Source organism: Ancylobacter mangrovi (assembly GCF_024752335.1).
In the GTDB taxonomy this organism is placed as follows: Bacteria; Pseudomonadota; Alphaproteobacteria; order Rhizobiales; family Xanthobacteraceae; genus Ancylobacter; species Ancylobacter mangrovi.
In genome coordinates this window covers 202,639-221,834 of the sequence record NZ_JANTHY010000006.1, presented here as the reverse complement: position 1 = coordinate 221,834, position 19,196 = coordinate 202,639, and the positions used below count along the sequence as shown (strand labels likewise).

Genomic DNA, 19,196 nt, shown 5'->3' with positions numbered 1-19,196 from the left:
CACGGGCGGATGACCGGAGTACCGACCTTGAGCGAATCCACGCACGCGGAACCGTCCGCCCCCCGCCACATGGCCCTCGGCGTCATGGTGCATCCCACCGGGAACCATGTCGCCTCCTGGCTGCACCCGCAGGCGCAGATCGATGCCGGGACCAATTTCGAGCACTATGTCGAGGTCGCCCAGATCGCCGAACGCGGCAAGCTCGACTTCATGTTCCTGGCCGACGCCGTCGCCACCCGCGACGGCAATCTCGAGGCGCTGAGCCGCTGGCCGCAATACATGGTGTTCTTCGACCCGCTGACGCTGCTGGCGGGCATCGCGGCGCGCACCAGCCATATCGGCCTCGCCGCCACCATCACCACCAGCTACAACGAGCCCTACAACGTCGCCCGCCGCATCGCCTCGCTCGACCATATGAGCGGGGGGCGCTGCATCTGGAACATCGTCACCTCGGCCAATCTCAGCGAGGCCTATAATTTCGGGCGCGAGGAGCATTACGGCCACGAGGAGCGCTACGAGCGCGCGGCTGAATTCGTCGACGTGGTGACCGGCCTGCTCGACAGCTGGGACGACGACGCGCTGGTCCGCGACCGCGCCAGCCAGCGCTATTTCGACCCCGAGAAGCTGCACTTCCTGCGCCACAAGGGCGAGCACTTCTCGGTGCGCGGCCCGCTGAACACGTCGCGCCCGCCGCAGGGCTACCCGGTCTTCGCGCTGGCGAGCGCCTCCGAGACCGGCAAGGAACTGGCCGGGCGCGTCGCCGAGATCGTCTTCACCCCGCTGCACAACCTCGCCCAGGGCCAGGCGCTCTACCAGGACCTGAAGGCCCGCGCCGCCCGCTTCGGCCGCCGGCCGGAGGACCTGAAGGTGGTGCCGGGCCTCAACCCGGTGATCGGCCGCACCCGCAAGGAGGCGGAGGAGAAGTTCGACTATCTGCGCTCGCTGATCCACCCGGACGTGGGCAAGGAACTGCTCTCGAACGCGCTCGGCAATCTCGACCTCAGCCCCTACGGGCCGGAGGACCGCCTGCCCGAGGCGACGGTCGACCAGCTCATGGCGACCAACAACCCGCGCTTCAAGGCGTTCCTCAGCAAGGAGCGCACCATCCGCGAGATGTACGAGATCTATGCCGGCGCGCGCGGCCAGCGCACCATTCTCGGCTCGCCCTCCGAGATCGCCGACGAGATGACCTACTGGTTCCGCGAGCAGGCGGTCGACGGCTTCCTGGTGCACCCCTCGGTGTTCCCGACCCATCTCGAGGAGTTCGTCGACCTGGTGATCCCGGAACTGCAGGAACGCGGCGTGTTCCGCACCGAATATACCGGCAAGACGGTGCGGGAAAATCTCGGCCTGACGCGCCCGGCCAGCCGCTACGCGGTGCCCGCCAAGGACGCCGTTCCCGCCTGACAAGCGCCGCCCGCCGCAGCGCTACCCCGCACATGAAGGACCCGGCAGTCGCGAACCGACTGCCGGGTTTTTTCGTCTGCGCCAATGGCTTTGGCCGGAAGCGCCCTCGCCGTCGTGCCCACTCGCGGCCCTTCGGCCGCGGGCGAGGGGCGCGGGGTCAGGCGTTGGGTGCCGGGGCCGCGCCCCGCCGCGCCAGCGCGGCCAGCAGGAAGAAGCCGAGCGCGGCGAGCACCAGCAGCGAGGAGGCCGCCGCCAGCGTCGGATCAACCGCCACCCGCACGCCTTCCCACAGCTTGACCGCGATCGGCATCTGCAGCGTGCCCAGCACGAAGATGCTGATGAGCAATTCCTGCGCGGATTGCATGAAGGCGAACAGCGCGCCGACGATGATGCCCGGCGCCACCACCGGGAAGGTGATGGTCAGCACCGCCCGCACCGGATGCGCACCATGGATCACGGCGGCGCGCTCCAGCGTCGGGTCGAAGGAGCGCAGGCTCGCGCCGAGGTTGATCACCACGAACGGGATGCCGCCGATGGAATGGGCGATGGCAAGGCCGAGGATGGTGTTGTTCAGCCCCAGCGGGACGTAGAACAGATAGGTGGAGACCGCCCGTACGATGTGCGGCGCCACCAGCGCCGAGAGCAGCAGCGCGGTGACCAGCGTCTTGCCCTTCACCCGGTAGCGCGACAGCGCGAAGCCGGCCGGCACGCCGAACAGCAGCGACAGCAGCGTGGTGATGGCGCCCACCTCGAGCGTGACGATGAAGGCGTTGATCCAGTCCGGGTTGCCGGCGATCTCCTGATACCATTTCAGCGAGAAGCCGCTCGGCGGGAACTGCAGTGCCGTCGTCGGATTGAACGAGGCGCCGATCACCACCACGATCGGGAACAGCAGGTAGAGCAGCACGGCGACGACGCTCGCGCCGAGCACCCATACGTCGATGCGCGCGTTCATCGCTGGTCCCCTCCCCACAGGCGGTCGATGTTGAAGAAGCGGTCGTAGATGATGGTCAGCACCATCGTCGCCACCAGCAACACGATCGACAGCGCCGCCGCGTCGGTCCAGTTCAGCAGCGTCTCGGCCAGCACCAGGATCGACTGCGTGATCATGGTCTGGCGCGGGCTGCCGATCAGCGCCGGCACGATGAAGAAGCCGAGCGCGGAGATGAAGATGAGCAGGCAGGCCGAATAGACGCCGGCGAGGCTGAGCGGAAAGAACACGGTGCGAAAGGCGCGCCAGCGGCTCGCCCCGTGGATCTCCGCCGCCAGCATCAGCCGCCGGTCGATACGCGACATGGCGCCGAACAGAGCGAGGATCATGATCGGCAGCAGCACCTGGATCATGCCGACGCACACGCTGAACAGGTTGAACAGCAGCGGCAGCGGCTGGTCGACGATGCCGAGGCCGACGAGGATGTTGTTGATCAGCCCGCGCCGGCCGAGCAGCACGATCCATGAATAGCTGCGCACCACATAGTCGAGCCAGTAGGGCAGCGTGACCAGCACCAGGATCAGCGCCTGCAGGCGCCGGCCCACCACCGTCAGGGCGAAGGCGATCGGATAGCCGAGCACCAGGCAGCCTATCGTGGTGATGATGCTGATCTGCAGCGTGTTCCAGAACACCTTCAGGTAGATGTCGGAGCTGAAGATCTTGATGTAGCCCTGAAGGCCCGTGTCCATCAGGCCGCGCCAGACCATGAGGGCGATCGGCGCGATGTAGAAGAAGATCAGCCAGAGCAGCGTCGGCGCCAGCAGCACGGTCGGCGCGAACCAGCTGCGCTGGAACAGCGGCAGCGCGGGTGCGGACGATGTCGGGCTCGGCGTGGAATCCTGGGAGCCGGCCATGCGCCTACTCCCCTGCCGGCAGCAGGCCGGCGCGGCCCGCATCCCACGCCACCCGCACCGGCGCCCCGACCGACAGGTCGGCGATCTCGCGCGGCGAGGCCCACAGCATCAGCGTGTCGCTGCCGATATCGACGATCAGCTTGTAGCTGTCGCCGAAGAACAGCATTTCGTGCAGCGTGCCGTTGAGCGTCGCGGAATCGGCCGCGCCCGGCGCGGCGAGCGCGAGGTCCTCCGGCCGCAGCAGCAGCATGACGTCGCTGCCGGCGATGAAGGTCCGCCGGCCGCCGCTCGGCAGGGTGAGCGCCGCGCCGTTGGACAGGCGCACCGTCTGCCCCTGCCCGTCCGTCGCCACCACCTTGGCCGGCAGCAGGTTGGCATTGCCGAGGAAGGAGGCGACGAAGGTGTTCTCCGGCTCCTCATAGACCTCGCGCGGGGAGCCGAACTGGGCGATCTGCGCGTTGCGCATCACCACCACGGCGTCCGACATGGTCAGCGCCTCGGTCTGGTCGTGCGTCACATAGATGAAGGTGGAGCCGAGCTTGCGGTGGATCTCCTTGATCTCGACCTGCAGCTCGTCGCGCAGCTTCTTGTCGAGCGCGCCCAGCGGCTCGTCCATCAGCAGCAGGCGCGGGCGCCCGACCAGCGCGCGCGCCATCGAGACGCGCTGCTGCTGGCCGCCGGAGAGCTGGCGCGGATAGCGGTCCTCGAAGCCGGACAGGCGCACGAGCTGGAGCGCCTCGCGCACGCGCTCGCCCAGCTCGTCCTTGCGCAGCTTGGTGCGCATGCGCAGCGGATAAGCGACGTTGTCGAACACCGTCATATGCGGGAACAGCGCATAGGACTGGAACACCATGCCGATGTTGCGCTTGTGCGGCGGGATGTCGGTGATCGGCTTGTCGTCGAACAGGAGCTGGCCGGCGTCGGGCGTGACGAAGCCCGCGATCATGTTCAGCGTCGTGGTCTTGCCCGAGCCGCTGGGCCCGAGCAGCGAGACGAACGAACCCGGCTCGATGTTCAGCGAGATGTCGTCAATGGCCAGCGTTCCGCGGAACGCCTTGCTGACGCCCACGAGGCGCACCCCGGCGCCCGGGGCGGTCTTCAGGTCGGCCGGGTCAACATTATGCATCGGCTATCCTAGGCGGTGGCGGGCGCAGGGGCCCGGCTCTGGTCGTGTCGGCAGGCTATCGGCACAGAAGGCCCAGCCGCTCGCGCGGCCGGGCCCCGGCATGTGTCGGACGAGGGGATCAGGACTGGATCCAGGTCTCGAAGCGCTGGGTGACGGCTTCGTAGTTGTCCACCCAGTACTTGAAGTCGATCTGGAACATCTTCTCCTCGTTGGCGGGATAGGACGGCATCGTCTCCGCGAACTTCTTGTCCAGAAGCTTGTAGGCCTTCTGGTTCACCGGAGCGGCGAAGATGATGCGGGCGAAGGCCGCCTGGGGCTCGGCGCTGGCGGCGAAGTTGAGGAACTTCATCGCCCCGGTCGGGTTCGGGCAGCCGCGGCAGACGAACCAGCACTCGGCATTGCCCTCGCTCGCGCCACCGTCCCAGATGATCTCGAAGGGCTGGTTCTGGTTGAGGATCGAGTCGTTCGCGCGGGTCGACCAGATGGCGGTGAACTCGAGCTCGCCGCTGGCGATAAGCTGCTGCGGCTCGGAACCGGTCGAGAACCAGGTGACGATGTGCGGCTTGATCTCCTCGAGCTTCTTGAAAGCGCGGTCGAGATCCAGCGGGTAGAGCTTGTCCTTCGGCACGCCGTCGGCGAGCAGCGCGAATTCGAGCGTCTTGACCGGCGTACGCTGCAGCGAGCGCCCGCCCGGGTACTTCTTCTGGTCCCAGAAGTCGGCCCAGGTCTTCGGGTGGTCGTCGCCCGGCCAGCGCTTCTTGCTGTAGATCATCACCGTGGCGACGGAGCAGGCGCCGATGGCGTTCGGGTATTCGAGCTGCTCGGGCGACAGGTTGTTCTTGTCGATGATGCTGAAGTCGAGCGGCGTGCCCAGATTGTCGCGGATCATCCGCGTCGAATCCATGCCGTTGACCTCGACCGCGTCGAACTGCTGCTGCTTGGCCTGGTCCATCGCCAGCAGCTTCGAATAGTCATACGGGCTGACATAGCGGACGGGGATGCCCGACTTCTCGCTGAAGGGGTCGGCCAGCGCCTTCATGATGGCGTCCTTCCACGGACCGCCCCAGCCCATGACCGTCACCGGCTCCTCGGCCGCCTTGGCCGCGGTCGAGCTCAGAACGCTGGTGAAGGTCGAAAGGAGGGCCGAGCCGGCGGCGGCGGCACCCAGGCGGGTCAGAAAGGCACGGCGGTCCATGCCGCGCGTTTCTTCGAGGACGTCGCGCAAAATGCCGAGCGCTTCTTCTGTCTCTCTGTCTCGCATCAATCCATCTTTCGAGTTCGAGGTGCTGACCTATAAGCAAACGTAAACAATACACCAGCGCGTCACCAGTGCATGACCCATGAGGCGCACGCCCGCCCGCGCGCGCAATTATTTCTTTTCAAGCCCAATGCCATTATTTTCGAAAGCATTTGTTGGACTGATAAAATTTTACTCCAATACAAACGAAAATGACTACGAATCGGGCGCGCCAGCCAAGCCGATGACCCACGGGAAATGCCGGCCGCTACACGGCCTGGCGCATGTGCCGCCCCGGATAGGCCGGCACCATGCCGGGAATGTAGGCATCGGAGATGAAACCGGCGGAATGGGCCGCGAAGGCCTCCACCAGCCGCGATTTGCGGACGCTGGAGAGCGTCATCAGCCCGAGGTTCAGCACCGGAAAGTCGTTGGCGAGGCGCAGCCGGATCAGGCGCCGCCCGTCCAGCGCCAGGTCCGAGCGCGGGCGGGTGTTGGCGAGCGCATAGCCGTGCCCGTTCGCCACCATGGTGCGGATGATTTCCTGGTGCGTCGAGCGTGCAGCGATGTTCGGCTCCAGCCCCTCGCGCAGGAACAGGGCGAGGAAATAGTCGCGCCCGCAGGGCAGGTCGAGCAGGATGTAGGGGAGCGGCGCCAGCTCGGCGAGCGTCGTGACCGACTGGCGCGCCAGCGGGTGCCCCTCGCCCACCAGCACATGGGTCGGCATGGCGGCGAGCGGCTGGAACTCGACCTCGGGCGGCAGGCGTAGGTCGAGGCTCAGCGCGGCGTCGATCTCGGCGCGCTGCAGCGCGGCGATCAGGCCCTCCTGGTCATGGGGCGTCTGGTGGATCTTGGCGCCCGGATAGGCGGCCTCGAAGGAATGGGCAAGCTCGGGCATGACCAGCGGCGCCAGCGTGACCAGGCTGCCGACATTGATCTGCCCGCGCACCTGCGTGGTCGCCTCGGAGGCCATGGAGTACAGGCCCTCGGCCTGCCCGACCAGCGCCTTGGCCTCCTTCAGCATCGTCTGCCCGATCGCCGTCAGCGACAGGCCCTGCGCGTGGTGCCGCACGAAGAGCTGCACGCCGAGCTCGCGTTCCAGATGGGCGATGGCGGTGGATATCGACGGCTGCGAGATGTGGACCCGTTCCGACGCCAGCGTGATGCTGCTCGTCTCGCCGGCCGCGATGAAGTACTCGAGCTGCCTCAACGTATATCGCATAGGTTACCCTCGCGGGGCCGGTACACGCGATGAGAGCACCTCGTCCCCTGTCAGAGGCGCCTCATTTCCATATGGTATGGTTAGCTAGCAAACCGCATGCCGTTCACGACTAACGCTGTCGCCACCATCCACTTCTGGCGGTGCAGCAAGACCGATGCCGTTTGGCCGCCCGGCATTGGGAATAAATTCTGCTTCATGAATTCAGAGGCCGGACAACGGATTTGTCTATTTCGGCCGCCGCCCGGCGGGGGCGAACCCATGGATACGGCACGGGATTATACGTATGACAAATGTGCAAACGGACGGCTTTATATGTATATACTAAATGCAATTCCACATTGCACGCTGAAGTCTTCCTATCTGCAAATTGTATACAATATTGCCGGGCCTATAGTTGCGGAATCCTCGAACCAAGGCAGCGCCTCGCCACCCCGATTGCGCGCCATCGCGGGACGCCGACATGACAGTGAAAAGGAAGACGCGCAGCCTGGAAGGCGACGCGCATAGAGTTGACGTAAAAATAGGCGATTTACAGCCTATATAATAGGCGTTTGCTTATAGTTAGAACAATTACTAATTTCGCGCTTGGCCACGGCGGTTCGCCGCCTCTCCGTCGAGGCGCTGGCACTCCCTGGCTCAAACCTGCCGGAACAGCGGTCATTTGCCCCGCCCTCAGCCGCCCGTGTCAGATCAGTCGCAGGCCCTTCAGGCTGGCGTGGCCGCTCTTGCCGACGATGATGTGGTCGTGCACCTCGATGCCGAGCGGCTTGGCGACGTCGATGATGGTCTTGGTCATCTGGATGTCGGCATGGGACGGCGTCGGGTCGCCGCTGGGATGGTTGTGGACGAGGACGATCGCGCTCGCCGACAGCTCCAGCGCCCGCTTCACCACCTCGCGCGGATAGACCGGCGTGTGGTCCACCGTGCCGCGCTGCTGCACCTCGTCGAGGATGAGCTGGTTGCGCTTGTCGAGGAACAGGATGCGGAACTGCTCCTGCTCGGCGAAGGCCATCGCCGCGCGGCAATGGGCGAGCACCGCGCTCCAGGAGGAGAGCACCGGGCGCGAGCGCACCTCCCCGCCCGTCACCCGCTCGACCGCGGCGCCGATGAGCTTGAGCTCGGTGGTGATCGCATCGCCCACCCCCTTCACCTCGCGCAGCCGTCCCGGCGGGGCGGCGACCACTTCGGCGAAGGAGCCGAAGCGGTCGATCAGCGCCTTGGCCAGCGGCTTCACATCCGCACGCGGCACGGCGCGGAACAGCACCAGCTCGAGCAGCTCGTAATCCGGCAGCGCGTCGGCGCCCGCCTTGCGGAAGCGTTCGCGCAGACGCTCGCGATGTCCGATGAAATGGGCCGCCGGCTCCGACAGGCCGCCCGGCGCAGCGCCGGCTGGTCCGGCCGCGCCCTCGTCCTGCCCCCTTCTCCGCGCCATGCGGGCTCCCGAACGTTCAGTTGCCGCTGCTGAAGACGGGCTTGTGGTAGCCCTTCGGCGAGAGGGTGAAGATCTCGCAGCCGGTCTCGGTCACGCCCACCGTGTGCTCGAACTGGGCAGAAAGCGAGCGGTCGCGCGTCACCGCGGTCCAGCCGTCGGAGAGCACCTTCACGTGCGGGCGGCCGAGATTGATCATCGGCTCCACGGTGAAGATCATGCCCGGCAAGAGCTCGGGCCCCTCGCCGCGCCGGCCGACATGGACGATGTTCGGCTCGTCGTGGAAGAGCTGGCCCACCCCATGGCCGCAGAAGTCGCGCACCACGCTCATGTGGAATGGCTCGACGAAATCCTGGATCGCCGCGCCGATGTCGCCGACATGCCCGCCGGGGCGGATCGCGGCGATGCCGCGCATCATCGATTCATAGGTGACGTCAAGCAGCCGCTCGGCCCGGCGCGGTATCTCGCCGACCGCGAACATGCGGCTCGAATCGCCGTACCAGCCGTCGAGGATCAGCGTGATGTCGACATTGACGATGTCGCCCTCGCGCAGCGGCTTGTCGTTCGGGATGCCGTGGCACACGACATGGTTGATCGAGGTGCAGACCGACTTGCGGTAGCCGCGATACATCAGCGTCGCCGGCAGCGCGCCGTGGTCCATGGCGAACTCGAACACCACATTGTCGATGGCGTCGGTCGTGACGCCCGGCCCGACCATCTCGTGAATGAGGTCGAGCGCCTGCGCCGCGAGCTGGCCCGCGCGCCGCATGCCGGCAAATCCTTCCGGTCCGTGCAGCTTGATATGGCCGGTCTTGCGCAGCGGCGCGCCGGCCGCCTCCACATAGCTCATTGTCTGAATTCCACCATCGGATGTCGGGCTGAATGTAAGCGATCCGCGCCCGGGCGCAAGAAAGGCGGCACCGAAGGCTGCTCCTTGGACGGGCGCCGGGGTCCCTCAGCCCACCGCCTTCGCCATGTGCACCAGCCGGCGGTCCGGCATCTGCTCGACGCGTTCGATCGAATAGCCCTTGCGGCGGTACCAGTGGATGTTCGCGGCCAGCGGCTCGCCGGTGTAGAGGCGCAGCGTCCGCCGGCCGAGCGCCCGCGCGCGCACCTCGCCGGCGGCGAGCAGCAGGTTGCCCACGCCCTGCCCCTGCGCCATCGGCGCCACCGACAGGCTGTCGATGACGAGGTCGTCCGGGCGGGTGTGCAGCACCAGCACGCCGGCGAGGCCCTTCTCGCCGTCCAGCACCCACACCTCGCGCCCGCGCATGACCTGTGCGTAGTCCCACAGCAGCGGCACCGGCTCGACGCCGAGCAGGATGCGGTTGCTGGCATAGGCGGCCTGCTGCACCGTCCGGATGGACTCGAGGTCGTCGAGGCTGGCGCGGCGCAACATGCCGCCGGGCAGTTCCAGCGTATTGGCGTTCAGCACCGCGAGCGGCACGATCTGGCGGCCCTCGGCGTCGAAATTGCCGGCCGCGAGCCAGGCCTCCATCGCCACCGCGCGCTGCGGCCATTCCTCGGCCAGCATGGAGAACCAAGCCGTGTCGCGGTTGCGGCCCTTGACGATCATATGGTGGCGGAAGACGCCCTCGAACACGAAGCCGTAGCGCTCCGCCGCCCGCCGCGAGGGCGCGTTGAGCGCGTTGCACTTCCATTCGTAGCGCCGGTAGCCGAGCTCCTCGAACACGTGGCGCGCCATCAGGTACATCGCCTCGGTACCACCCGGCGTGCGCATCAGCGCTGGGACATAGAGAATGTTGCCGACCTCGATCACCCGGTTGGCGGCGTCGATCCGCAGATAGGTCACGTGGCCGAGCACCGCGCCGTCCCGCACGTCGAGGATCGCGAACAGCAGCGGGTCCTCGCGCGTCGCGGCGGCGCGGTAGTGCTCCTCGAAGGCAGCATAGTCGGCGAACGGACCCGCGCCGAGATAGGCCCACAGCCAGTCGTGCTCCGCCCCCTGCGTCGCGGCGAACAGGTCCGGGCCGTGGCGCTCCACGTCGAACGGAACCAGCGTGATGAAGCGTCCGTCCAGCGCCTCGCGGGCCGGGCGGCATGCCGGAGCGGCATCGACCGGCTCTCCGAGAGGCAGCATCCTGTCTTCGCTCATAAGCTCACCACCCGGGGATTGTAAGCGGCACCGGCCGCAACAGCATACGCACTTGAACGACCCCGCTGTCCGTGTGACAGGAAGGAAAAAACTACAAGTCGTTTGTGCGGGAAAAGCCGGCACAAACCTGCCTAGGACCCGATGATGCCCGCCACGCCTTATGTCATCCGCCCCGTTGCCGGCTTCGAACGCATGGGCGAGGAGAACGCCTTCGCCGTGCTGGCGCGCGCCAATGCCCTCGCCGCGCAGGGACGTGACATCGTCAATCTCGGCATCGGGCAGCCGGACTTTCCCACACCCCAGCATATCGTCGAGGCGGCTATCAAGGCCCTGCGCGACGGCCATCACGGCTACACGCCCTCGACCGGCATCGAGCCGCTGCGGGTGGCGGTCGCGGCCGATGTCCAGCGCCGCCTCGGGGCCGAGATCGACCCCGGCCGCGTCGTCATCGTGCCGGGCGGCAAGGTGACGATGTTCGGCACCATCCTGATGATGGGCGAGCCGGGGGCGGAGATCCTCTATCCCGATCCCGGCTTTCCGATCTACCGCTCGATGATCGAGTTCACCGGCGCCCGGCCGGTGCCGGTGCCGATCCGCGAGGAGAACGGCTTTGCCTTCTCGGCCGAGGAGACGCTGCACCTCATCACGCAGGACACGCGGCTGCTGATTCTCAACTCGCCCGCCAACCCGACCGGCGGCGTCGCCCCGAAGGCTGAGATCGACAAGCTGGTGGCCGGCCTCGCCGACCATCCCCACGTCGCCATCCTCTCCGACGAGATCTACGACCAGTTCCTGTTCGACGGCGAACGGCACACCTCGCTGCTCGCCTATCCCGAGATCCGCGACCGGCTGGTGCTGCTGAACGGCTGGTCGAAAACCTATGCCATGACCGGCTGGCGGCTCGGCTGGGCGCTGTGGCCGGACGGTCTGTACGACGCCGCGCGCAAGCTCGCGGTCAACGCCTGGTCCTGCGTCAACGCGCCGGCGCAGTACGGCGCGCTCGCCGCCCTCACCGGGCCGCAGGACTGCGTGGCCGACATGGTCGCCGAGTTCGACCGACGCCGGCACCTGGTGGTGGACGGGCTGAACGCGCTCCCCGGCGTCTCCTGCACCATGCCGAAGGGCGCCTTCTACGCCTTCCCCAACATCACCGGCACAGGCTGGCCGTCCGCCAGGGAGCTCGCCTCGGCGCTCCTCGAGAAGGCCGGGGTCGCCACCGTCGGCGGGCCGGATTTCGGCATCCATGGCGAGGGCTATATCCGCCTGTCCTACGCCAATTCGGCGGAAAATATCGCGCGCGGGCTCGACCGCATGGGCCAGTTCCTCGCCACCGAGCGGGCGACGTGAGGGGACAGGGAGGCGGCAGGACGATGACGGCGCGCTTCCACCTCCTCCCACTCTGCCTGCTCGCTCCCGTGCTGTTCGCGGCCGCGCCGGCCGCCGCCCGCGACGGCGTGCCGGAAGCCGCCGGCTGCCAGTCGCCGACGCTGGCGCCGCGCGAGTATCTCGACTGCCTGAACCGCGAGCAGAAACGCAGCGACCGCGACGTCTCCAATACCGTCGCCGGGGCTACCGCTGCCATCGAGGCGCGCGAGGATCTGCAGCCGGCGCAGCGCCGGCGCTGGGTCGCGCTGCTGAAGGAGGCGCAGGCGCGCTTCGTCGGCTGGCGCAACTTCGAATGCCAGAGCATCGCCCCCTATGAGGGCAGCGACGGCAAGCGCACCATCGGCGGGCGCATCGGCGGCATCGGCGTGATCGAGGAGCGGCTGTTCTGCCTGATCGCCGCCAACAGCCACCGCGCGGCCGACCTCTCGCGCCGCTATCCCCCGCCTGCCGGCTGGCAGCCCCCGGCCGACAGGCCGGAGGCAGACGCCGCGCCCGATCCGGTGGAGGCCGCGAGCCGGGTCCCGAGCGGGCCCGTGCGCATCATCGACATGGCGCCGGCCGGCCCATGAGGGCGAATTCGGCGGCGCGGGTTGCCGCGGGCGGCGAATAAGGCGAGTCTGGCCCGCCCATCAGCACGCGCCCGGCCGTCCGCCGCCGCGGCGCAGCAGGAAAGGCATCCGATGTCCAAGGTCATCTCGATCGGCGAGGTCATGGTCGAGCTGTCGCGCGGTGCGGACGGGCGCTACGGCCTGTCCTTTGGCGGCGACACGTTCAACACGGCGGTCTATCTCGCCCGGGCCGGCGTCGAGACGGCCTATGCCACCGCGCTCGGCGACGACCCCTATTCCGAATCGATCCAGGCCGCGGCCAGCGCCGAGGGCATCGACATCCGGCACATGGTCCGCGTCGTCGGGCGCACGGCCGGCCTCTATCTGATCGACACCGACGCCAGGGGCGAGCGCAGCTTCACCTACTGGCGCGACAGCTCGCCCGCGCGCGATCTGTTCGAGCTGCCGAACTGGGAAGCGACCGCCGAGCGCATCATCGAGACCAGCGTGATCTACCTGTCCGGCATCACGCTCGCCCTCTATTCGAACACCGGGCTCGGGCGCCTGCTGGCGACGCTCGAATTCGCCCGCGAGCGGGGATCGCGCATCGTGTTCGACGGCAATTTCCGCCCCGCCGGCTGGGGCGGCGACATCGCCCGCGCCCGCGCCGTCTACGCGCAGGCGCTCAAGCGCACCTCGATCGCGCTGCCGACCTTCGACGACGAGACGCGGCTGTGGGGCGACGCCTCGCCCGCCGCCACCGCCGAGCGCCTCGCCACCTTCGGCGTGCCGGAAGTGGTGGTGAAGAACGGCGCCGAGGGCGCGCTGGTGATGGCCGGCGGCGCCTCCCAGTTCGTGCCGATCCCGCGCCCGGTCGAGCCGGTCGACACCACCGCCGCCGGCGACAGCTTCAACGCCGCCTATCTCGCCGCACGGCTCGACGGGCAGGCGCCGGGCCCGGCGGCCGAGGCCGGCCACGTGCTCGCCGGCCAGGTCATCCGCCATCGCGGCGCGATCCTGCCGCGCCAGGCCAACGCGTGACGCCCGCCCCGGCCGGGACGGATCCGGCGGAGGCGAGAACGCTTCTGAGAATTACTTGCAAGTTATTGGCCTGACTTGATTTTCTGCGCCTGTGAGGCTATCCGTCCGGCCCGTGGCGCGCGGCGCCGACGGTCACACAACGGCGGCGCAGATGACACAGACCCTTCGGATCGCGGTGGGCAGCGTGGGCGTCAGCATCCTCGTGCTGGCGCTCAAATACCTCGCATACCTCCTCACCGGCAGCATCGCGCTCTATTCGGACGCGCTGGAGAGCCTGGTCAACGTCGCGACGGCGGGAACGGCCGTGCTGGCGCTGCGCGTCAGCGCCCGGCCCGCCGATGCCGCGCACCCCTATGGCTATGCGAAGGCTGAATATTTTTCCGCCGTCGTCGTCGGCGTGCTGATCGTCGTCGCCGCGCTGACGATCTTCCGCGAGGTCTATCTGGGCTGGCTCAACCCCGTGCCGCTCAACGCCGCCCCGTCCGGCCTCGCCGTCAACGCGCTCGCCGGCGTGATCAACGCTGTGTGGTGCGTGGTGCTGCTGCGCCAGGGGCGCCGCGCCCGCTCGCCGGCCCTCACCGCCGACGGCCGGCATCTCTTCACCGATGTTTTGTCCTCGGCCGGCGTGCTGGCCGGCGTCGTCGTCGCCGGCATGACCGGCTGGGAACGGCTCGACCTCATCCTCGCCGGGCTGGTGGCGGTGAACATCCTGTGGTCGGGCTGGACGGTGCTGAAGGAAAGCGTCGGCGGGCTGATGGACCATGCGGTGCCGGAGGATACGCTCGGCCTGATCCGCCGGCGCATCGCCGACGAGGCCACCGGCGCCATCGAGGCGCACGACCTGCGCACCCGGCAGGCGGGGCGGATGATCTTCGTCGACTTCCACCTCGTCGTGCCGGGCGAGATGGCGGTGCGCGAGGCGCACGCCATCTGCGACCGGATCGAGGATGCGCTGGAGGCCGACGTGGCCGACATTCTCGTCAACATCCATGTCGAGCCGGAAGGCAAGGCCAAGCACCAGGGCATCCCGGTGCTGTAGGGGCAAAGGCGGGGAGCGTCACGCCGCCCCCGCCCGTGGCCTCAGCGCCCGGCCTGAAGCGCCGCCAGCAGCTCGGGCGTGGGGTAGGAATCGGCCGGCATGCCGAGCCGCATCTGCTCCACCTTCACCGCCTGCCGCGTCGCCGAGCCGAGAATGCCGTCGACCCCGCCGACATGGTGGCCGCGCTGGTTGAGCAGGGTCTGGAGCTGCCTCACCTGCGACATGGACATCACCGGGATCGCCTTGCCCGCGCCGCGGTCGAACGGGCCCGCCCCGGCGACGCGGGTGGCGAGATAGGCCGCCGAGGTCGCGTAGACGAGCGAGTTGTTCCATTCGGTGAAGACGTCGAAATTGGGATAGGCGAGGAAGGCCGGCCCGCTGCGCCCCATCGGCAGCAGCAGCGATGCGGTGAGCTGGTCGGCCGGCAGCTGCCCGCCGCCCGCCCGCACCACGCCCATGCGCGCCCATTGCGAACGCGGCAGCTTGATCGAGAGATCCGCCTGGTCCCAGGGCAGGTTCTTGGGCACGCGCACCTCTTCCAGCCAGGGCTGGCCGCGCTTCCAGCCGAGCGCGCGGATGTAGTTCGCGGCCGAGGCCAGCGCGTCGGGATGCGAACGCAGGAGGTCGACCCGCCCGTCGCCGTCGAAGTCGACGCCATAGTTCAGATAGTGGTCGGGCAGGAACTGGAACGAGCCGAGCTCGCCCGCCCAGGGCCCGCGCATCGACTGCGGGGTCAGGTCGCCACGGTCGATAATCTTCATCGCGGCGAGGAGCTGGGTACGGAACATCTCCGCCCGCCGGCAGTCCCAGGCCAGCGTCGCGACCGAGCGGATGGTCGGCTTGTCGCCCATATTGGCGCCGAAATCCGTCTCCAGCCCCCAGAACGAGACCAGCACCGCGCCCGGCACGCCGAACTGCTGCTCGATCCGGTTGAACAGCGACTGGTCGCCGTTGATGAGCTGGCGCCCCTTCTGGATCCGGTAGTTCGCGACCATGCGGTCGGAGAACTGGAAGAAGCTCTGCGCGAACACGCCCTGCCGGCGGTCCAGCGCCACGATGTTGGGATCGTAGCGCACGCCGTCGAGCGCGGCGGCCGCGGCACGCGGCGAGACGCCCTGCGAGACCGCGTAGCTCTTGAACTGCGCCAGCCAGGCGTCGAATCCGGCGCCGCTGGTGCCGCATTGCTGGAGCTGCTGGGCACTTGCGGCGAGAGGCGAGGCGAGAGGCGCACAGAGCGCCGCCGCGATGGCGACGCGGCGGAGCCTGGTGGTCAGGCGGCCCATGAAGTTTCCCCCGAATGATTCGTGTTCGATTGGGCGACAGCTAAGCAATCTACAGGAAATGCGGCGACGGCGGGGTCACGGGCACGCAATCGGCGGGGCGAACGGGCACGAAGGCGTCCCTCCGGCGAATTGACCGGGCTCCGCCTTTGGTCGACTATGGCGTCGTTCCAAGGGGAGCCCCGCTAGGGGGCTGAGAAATCGCCGGCGGAGCCTTCGGGCTTTCGCGACGCGTTGACCCTTCGAACCTGATCCGGGTCATGCCGGCGAAGGGATCGGAACCGAATGGCGCCTCGTGCCGACCGCGCAACGCCATCTTTCCCCTGACGTCACACTGCCCGGGTCTCCCAACCGATGGTTCAGGAGATCCACATGACGACCACCCCGCAAAAGCCGCCGCACAATGCCGTTCCCCCTCGGGAGGCGGGCGACATCGGCGTCGCCACCGGGCCGATTCCCGGCTCGCGCCGCATCTATGCCGAATGCCCCGCGCGCGGCTTCCGCGTACCGTTCCGCGAAATCCAGCTCCACCCCTCGGCCGGCGAGCCGAACCTCGCCGTCTACGACGCCTCCGGCCCCTATACCGACCCGGCGGCGCTCATCGACATCGCGGCCGGCCTGCCCCGCCCGCGCGAGGAATGGGTGCGCGCACGCGGCGACGTCGAGGACTATGACGGCCGCCTCGTGAAGCCGGAGGACAACGGCCACGTCTCGGCCGAAAGGCTGGTGGCGCCCTTCCCGCTCCACCGGCGCCCGCTGCGCGCCCGCGATGGGGCGGTGACGCAGATGGCCTATGCGCGCGCGGGCATCGTCACGCCGGAGATGGAATATGTCGCCATCCGCGAGAACGGCCTGCGCGAGCGCGTGCGCGACATCATCCGCGACGGCGAGGATTTCGGCGCATCAATTCCCGACGTGGTGACGCCCGAATTCGTGCGCGACGAGGTGGCGCGCGGGCGCGCCGTCATCCCGGCGAACATCAACCATGGCGAGCTGGAGCCGATGGCGATCGGCCGCAACTTCCTGGTCAAGATCAACGCCAATATCGGCAATTCCGCCGTCACCTCCTCGGTCGCCGACGAGGTCGACAAGATGGTGTGGGCGATCCGCTGGGGCGCCGACACGGTGATGGACCTCTCGACCGGACGCAACATCCACAACATCCGCGACTGGATCGTGCGCAACTCGCCCGTGCCGATCGGCACCGTGCCGATCTACCAGGCGCTGGAGAAGGTCGGCGGCGTCGCCGAGGACCTGAGCTGGGAGGTGTTCCGTGACACGCTGGTCGAGCAGGCCGAGCAGGGCGTGGACTATTTCACCATCCATGCCGGCGTGCGCCTGCCCTTCGTGCCGCTGACCGCGAACCGCGTGACTGGCATCGTCTCGCGCGGCGGCTCGATCATGGCCAAGTGGTGCCTTGCCCATCACCGCGAGAGCTTCCTCTATGAGCGCTTCGCCGAGATCTGCGAGATCATGCGCGCCTATGACGTCACCTTCTCGCTGGGCGACGGGCTGCGCCCCGGCTCCATTGCCGATGCCAACGACGCCGCGCAGTTTGCCGAGCTCGAGACGCTGGGCGAGCTGACGCAGATCGCCTGGGCCAACGACTGCCAGGTGATGATCGAGGGACCCGGCCACGTGCCGATGCACAAGATCAAGGCCAACATGGACAAGCAGCTCGCCGCCTGCGGCGAGGCGCCCTTCTACACGCTCGGGCCGCTGACGACCGACATCGCCCCGGGCTACGACCACATCACCAGCGCCATCGGCGCGGCGATGATCGGCTGGTTCGGCACCGCCATGCTCTGCTACGTCACGCCGAAGGAGCATCTCGGCCTGCCCAACCGCGACGACGTGAAGACCGGCGTCATCACCTACAAGATCGCCGCCCACGCCGCCGACCTCGCCAAGGGCCACCCGCTGGCGCGCGCCTGGGACGACGCGCTCTCGCGCGCCCGCTTCGAGTTCCGCTGGCAGGACCAGTTCAACCTCGCGCTCGATCCCGACACGGCGATGGCCTTCCACGACGAGACGCTGCCCAAGGAGGCGCACAAGGTGGCGCATTTCTGCTCCATGTGCGGGCCGAAATTCTGCTCGATGAAGATCAGCCAGGACATCCGCGATGCCGCCCGAGCGGCCGAGCGGGAAAGCGGCATGGACGCGATGAGCGAGGCGTTCCGCGCCGGCGGCGGTGCGCTTTACCGCCCCGCCCCGGCGGCCGAATGAGGCTGCGCGGGCGGCTCCCCGGCGCCGCCCGCGCACCCCGCCCTTCCCGGCCTCCGCCTCGCGCGGGGCCGGTTGTCACCGGGGGCGGCGCAGCCCATTGTGCCGTCCCCGTCGTCCCAGGCTCCCCGTCGAGGCTTCCATGCATGTCGTGATGCTGCTTTACCCGAACCTCACGCAGCTCGACCTCACCGGCCCCTACGAGGTGTTCGGCCGCTTTCCCGAGCTCGAGCTGCACCTCGTCTGGAAGACACGCGATCCGGTCGCCGACTGCCGGGGCCTCACCTTGCTTCCGACCCATGATTTTGCCGACTGCCCGCCGGCGGACATCCTCTTCGTGCCCGGCGGCCCGGGCCAGCTCGCGCTGATGGAGGACGCGGAAGTCCTTGATTTCCTGCGGCGGCAGGCGGCGGGCGCGCGCTATATCACCTCGGTCTGCACCGGCTCGCTGGTGCTGGCGGCCGCCGGCCTGCTGGCGGGCCGGCGCGCGACCTCGCACTGGCTGTCGCTGGACCAGCTCGCCTTGTTCGGCGCGGAGCCGGTGGCCGAGCGGGTGGTGATGGACGGGCCGGTCGTCACCGGCGCGGGCGTGACCTCCGGCATCGACTTCGCGCTCGCCCTCACCGCGCGCATCTTCGGCGAGGCGCGGGCGCGCCATGCCCAGCTCTTCATGGAATACGATCCCGCCCCGCCCTTCCCCGGCGGCTCGGCCACGACCAGCGAGCCGGCACTGGTGGAGCAGATCCGCGCCGAGACCGGCGCCTTCCAGACCCGGCGGCACGAGGCGGCGCAGCGCGCGGCGGCTCTCCTTTCGGCCGGTGCGGAAGGAGCGGCCTCGTGAGCGCGCCGACCCGCCCCATCCCCGCTGTCCTTGCCGTCGTCGTGCGGGACGGAGAGGTGCTGCTGGTGCGCCGCGCCAACCCGCCGGATCAGGGCCTGTGGGGCTTTCCCGGCGGGCGCATGGAGATGGGCGAGACCCATCTCGAGGCGGCGCTGCGCGAGCTTTCCGAGGAGACCGGCATCGTCGCCGACACGCCGCGCCTCATCACCGCGCTGGACTTCATCCAGCACGACGCGGCGGGCGCGCTCGCCCATCATTTCGTGATGATCGCGGTGTTGTGCCGCTGGCGCGCAGGCGAGGCCGTCGCCGCCGACGATGCGCTGGAGGCGCGCTGGTTCTCTCGCGCCGAAATCGCCGGGCTCGGCGACAGCGCCAGCCTGAAGGTGGAGTGGCTGAGCGAGGCGGCCTTCTCCTTCGCCACCGAGACGACCTGACGCGCAAAGAAAAAGGGCCTCC

General features: G+C 68.4%; 17 protein-coding genes and 1 riboswitch. Of the genes, 8 read left to right on the top strand and 9 right to left on the bottom strand.

Annotation, left to right across the window (positions count from 1 at the left end):
- Positions 1-27: 27 nt before the first annotated feature.
- A complete protein-coding gene (locus NVS83_RS16425) occupies positions 28-1,407 on the top strand; it encodes an LLM class flavin-dependent oxidoreductase (RefSeq protein ID WP_258740278.1) in 1,380 nt (459 codons plus the stop codon).
- A 157-nt stretch (positions 1,408-1,564) separates the two neighbouring features.
- Here NVS83_RS16425 and NVS83_RS16420 read toward each other — a convergent pair whose 3' ends face one another.
- From NVS83_RS16420 to NVS83_RS16385, 8 genes are all read right to left on the bottom strand, one after another.
- Positions 1,565-2,362, bottom strand: a complete 798-nt coding sequence (locus tag NVS83_RS16420; protein ID WP_258734607.1) for an ABC transporter permease — start codon at positions 2,360-2,362, stop codon at positions 1,565-1,567.
- On the bottom strand, positions 2,359-3,252 hold the full coding sequence (locus NVS83_RS16415; RefSeq protein ID WP_258740277.1) for an ABC transporter permease: 894 nt from the start codon (positions 3,250-3,252) through the stop codon (positions 2,359-2,361). Before NVS83_RS16415 ends, NVS83_RS16420 begins: the two co-directional genes overlap by 4 nt.
- A 4-nt stretch (positions 3,253-3,256) precedes the next feature.
- Positions 3,257-4,378 (bottom strand): ABC transporter ATP-binding protein, encoded by a 1,122-nt coding sequence (locus tag NVS83_RS16410; RefSeq protein ID WP_258740276.1) that lies wholly within the window; start codon positions 4,376-4,378, stop codon positions 3,257-3,259.
- 118 nt (positions 4,379-4,496) lie between these two features.
- Positions 4,497-5,573 carry an ABC transporter substrate-binding protein gene (locus NVS83_RS16405; RefSeq protein WP_258734610.1) on the bottom strand — a complete coding sequence of 359 codons (1,077 nt, stop codon included), beginning with the start codon at positions 5,571-5,573 and terminating at the stop codon, positions 4,497-4,499.
- A gap of 310 nt (positions 5,574-5,883) precedes the next feature.
- Complete coding sequence (locus NVS83_RS16400) at positions 5,884-6,837, bottom strand: LysR family transcriptional regulator (protein ID WP_258740275.1); 954 nt, start codon at positions 6,835-6,837, stop codon at positions 5,884-5,886.
- Between the two features lie 685 nt (positions 6,838-7,522).
- The gene (gene radC, locus NVS83_RS16395) at positions 7,523-8,269 is read right to left on the bottom strand and encodes a RadC family protein (protein ID WP_258740274.1); all 747 of its coding nucleotides are present in this window, start codon (positions 8,267-8,269) and stop codon (positions 7,523-7,525) included.
- A gap of 16 nt (positions 8,270-8,285) precedes the next feature.
- The gene (map, locus tag NVS83_RS16390; RefSeq protein WP_258734613.1) at positions 8,286-9,116 is read right to left on the bottom strand and encodes a type I methionyl aminopeptidase; all 831 of its coding nucleotides are present in this window, start codon (positions 9,114-9,116) and stop codon (positions 8,286-8,288) included.
- A 105-nt stretch (positions 9,117-9,221) separates the two neighbouring features.
- On the bottom strand, positions 9,222-10,367 hold the full coding sequence (locus tag NVS83_RS16385; RefSeq protein ID WP_258740273.1) for a GNAT family N-acetyltransferase: 1,146 nt from the start codon (positions 10,365-10,367) through the stop codon (positions 9,222-9,224).
- 156 nt (positions 10,368-10,523) lie between these two features.
- Here NVS83_RS16385 and NVS83_RS16380 point away from each other — a divergent pair, with 156 nt between their 5' ends.
- The 4 genes from NVS83_RS16380 to NVS83_RS16365 all read left to right on the top strand — a co-directional run bounded on the left by NVS83_RS16380 (position 10,524) and on the right by NVS83_RS16365 (position 14,396).
- Complete coding sequence (locus tag NVS83_RS16380) at positions 10,524-11,729, top strand: pyridoxal phosphate-dependent aminotransferase (RefSeq protein WP_374115077.1); 1,206 nt, start codon at positions 10,524-10,526, stop codon at positions 11,727-11,729.
- Between the two features lie 23 nt (positions 11,730-11,752).
- The gene (locus NVS83_RS16375) at positions 11,753-12,337 is read left to right on the top strand and encodes a lysozyme inhibitor LprI family protein (RefSeq protein ID WP_258740271.1); all 585 of its coding nucleotides are present in this window, start codon (positions 11,753-11,755) and stop codon (positions 12,335-12,337) included.
- A gap of 111 nt (positions 12,338-12,448) precedes the next feature.
- A complete protein-coding gene (locus NVS83_RS16370; RefSeq protein WP_258734617.1) occupies positions 12,449-13,357 on the top strand; it encodes a sugar kinase in 909 nt (302 codons plus the stop codon).
- Between the two features lie 151 nt (positions 13,358-13,508).
- Positions 13,509-14,396, top strand: a complete 888-nt coding sequence (locus tag NVS83_RS16365) for a cation diffusion facilitator family transporter (protein ID WP_258740270.1) — start codon at positions 13,509-13,511, stop codon at positions 14,394-14,396.
- 41 nt (positions 14,397-14,437) lie between these two features.
- On the opposite strand, the gene NVS83_RS16360 is transcribed toward NVS83_RS16365, so the two are convergent.
- Positions 14,438-15,679, bottom strand: coding sequence for a lytic murein transglycosylase (locus NVS83_RS16360; RefSeq protein ID WP_258740269.1), 1,242 nt, complete (start codon positions 15,677-15,679; stop codon positions 14,438-14,440).
- 160 nt (positions 15,680-15,839) lie between these two features.
- Positions 15,840-15,968, top strand: a riboswitch (TPP riboswitch).
- An 80-nt stretch (positions 15,969-16,048) separates the two neighbouring features.
- Between NVS83_RS16360 and thiC the strand changes: the two genes are divergently transcribed.
- The 3 genes from thiC (at position 16,049) to NVS83_RS16345 (ending at position 19,174) form a co-directional block, all read left to right on the top strand.
- Positions 16,049-17,902: a phosphomethylpyrimidine synthase ThiC gene (gene thiC / locus NVS83_RS16355; RefSeq protein ID WP_258740268.1), complete on the top strand. Its 1,854-nt coding sequence runs from the start codon at positions 16,049-16,051 to the stop codon at positions 17,900-17,902.
- 139 nt (positions 17,903-18,041) lie between these two features.
- On the top strand, positions 18,042-18,740 hold the full coding sequence (locus NVS83_RS16350) for a DJ-1/PfpI family protein (protein ID WP_258740267.1): 699 nt from the start codon (positions 18,042-18,044) through the stop codon (positions 18,738-18,740).
- Positions 18,737-19,174 carry an NUDIX hydrolase gene (locus NVS83_RS16345; RefSeq protein ID WP_258740266.1) on the top strand — a complete coding sequence of 146 codons (438 nt, stop codon included), beginning with the start codon at positions 18,737-18,739 and terminating at the stop codon, positions 19,172-19,174. Before NVS83_RS16350 ends, NVS83_RS16345 begins: the two co-directional genes overlap by 4 nt.
- The last annotated feature ends 22 nt before the right edge of the window (positions 19,175-19,196 follow it).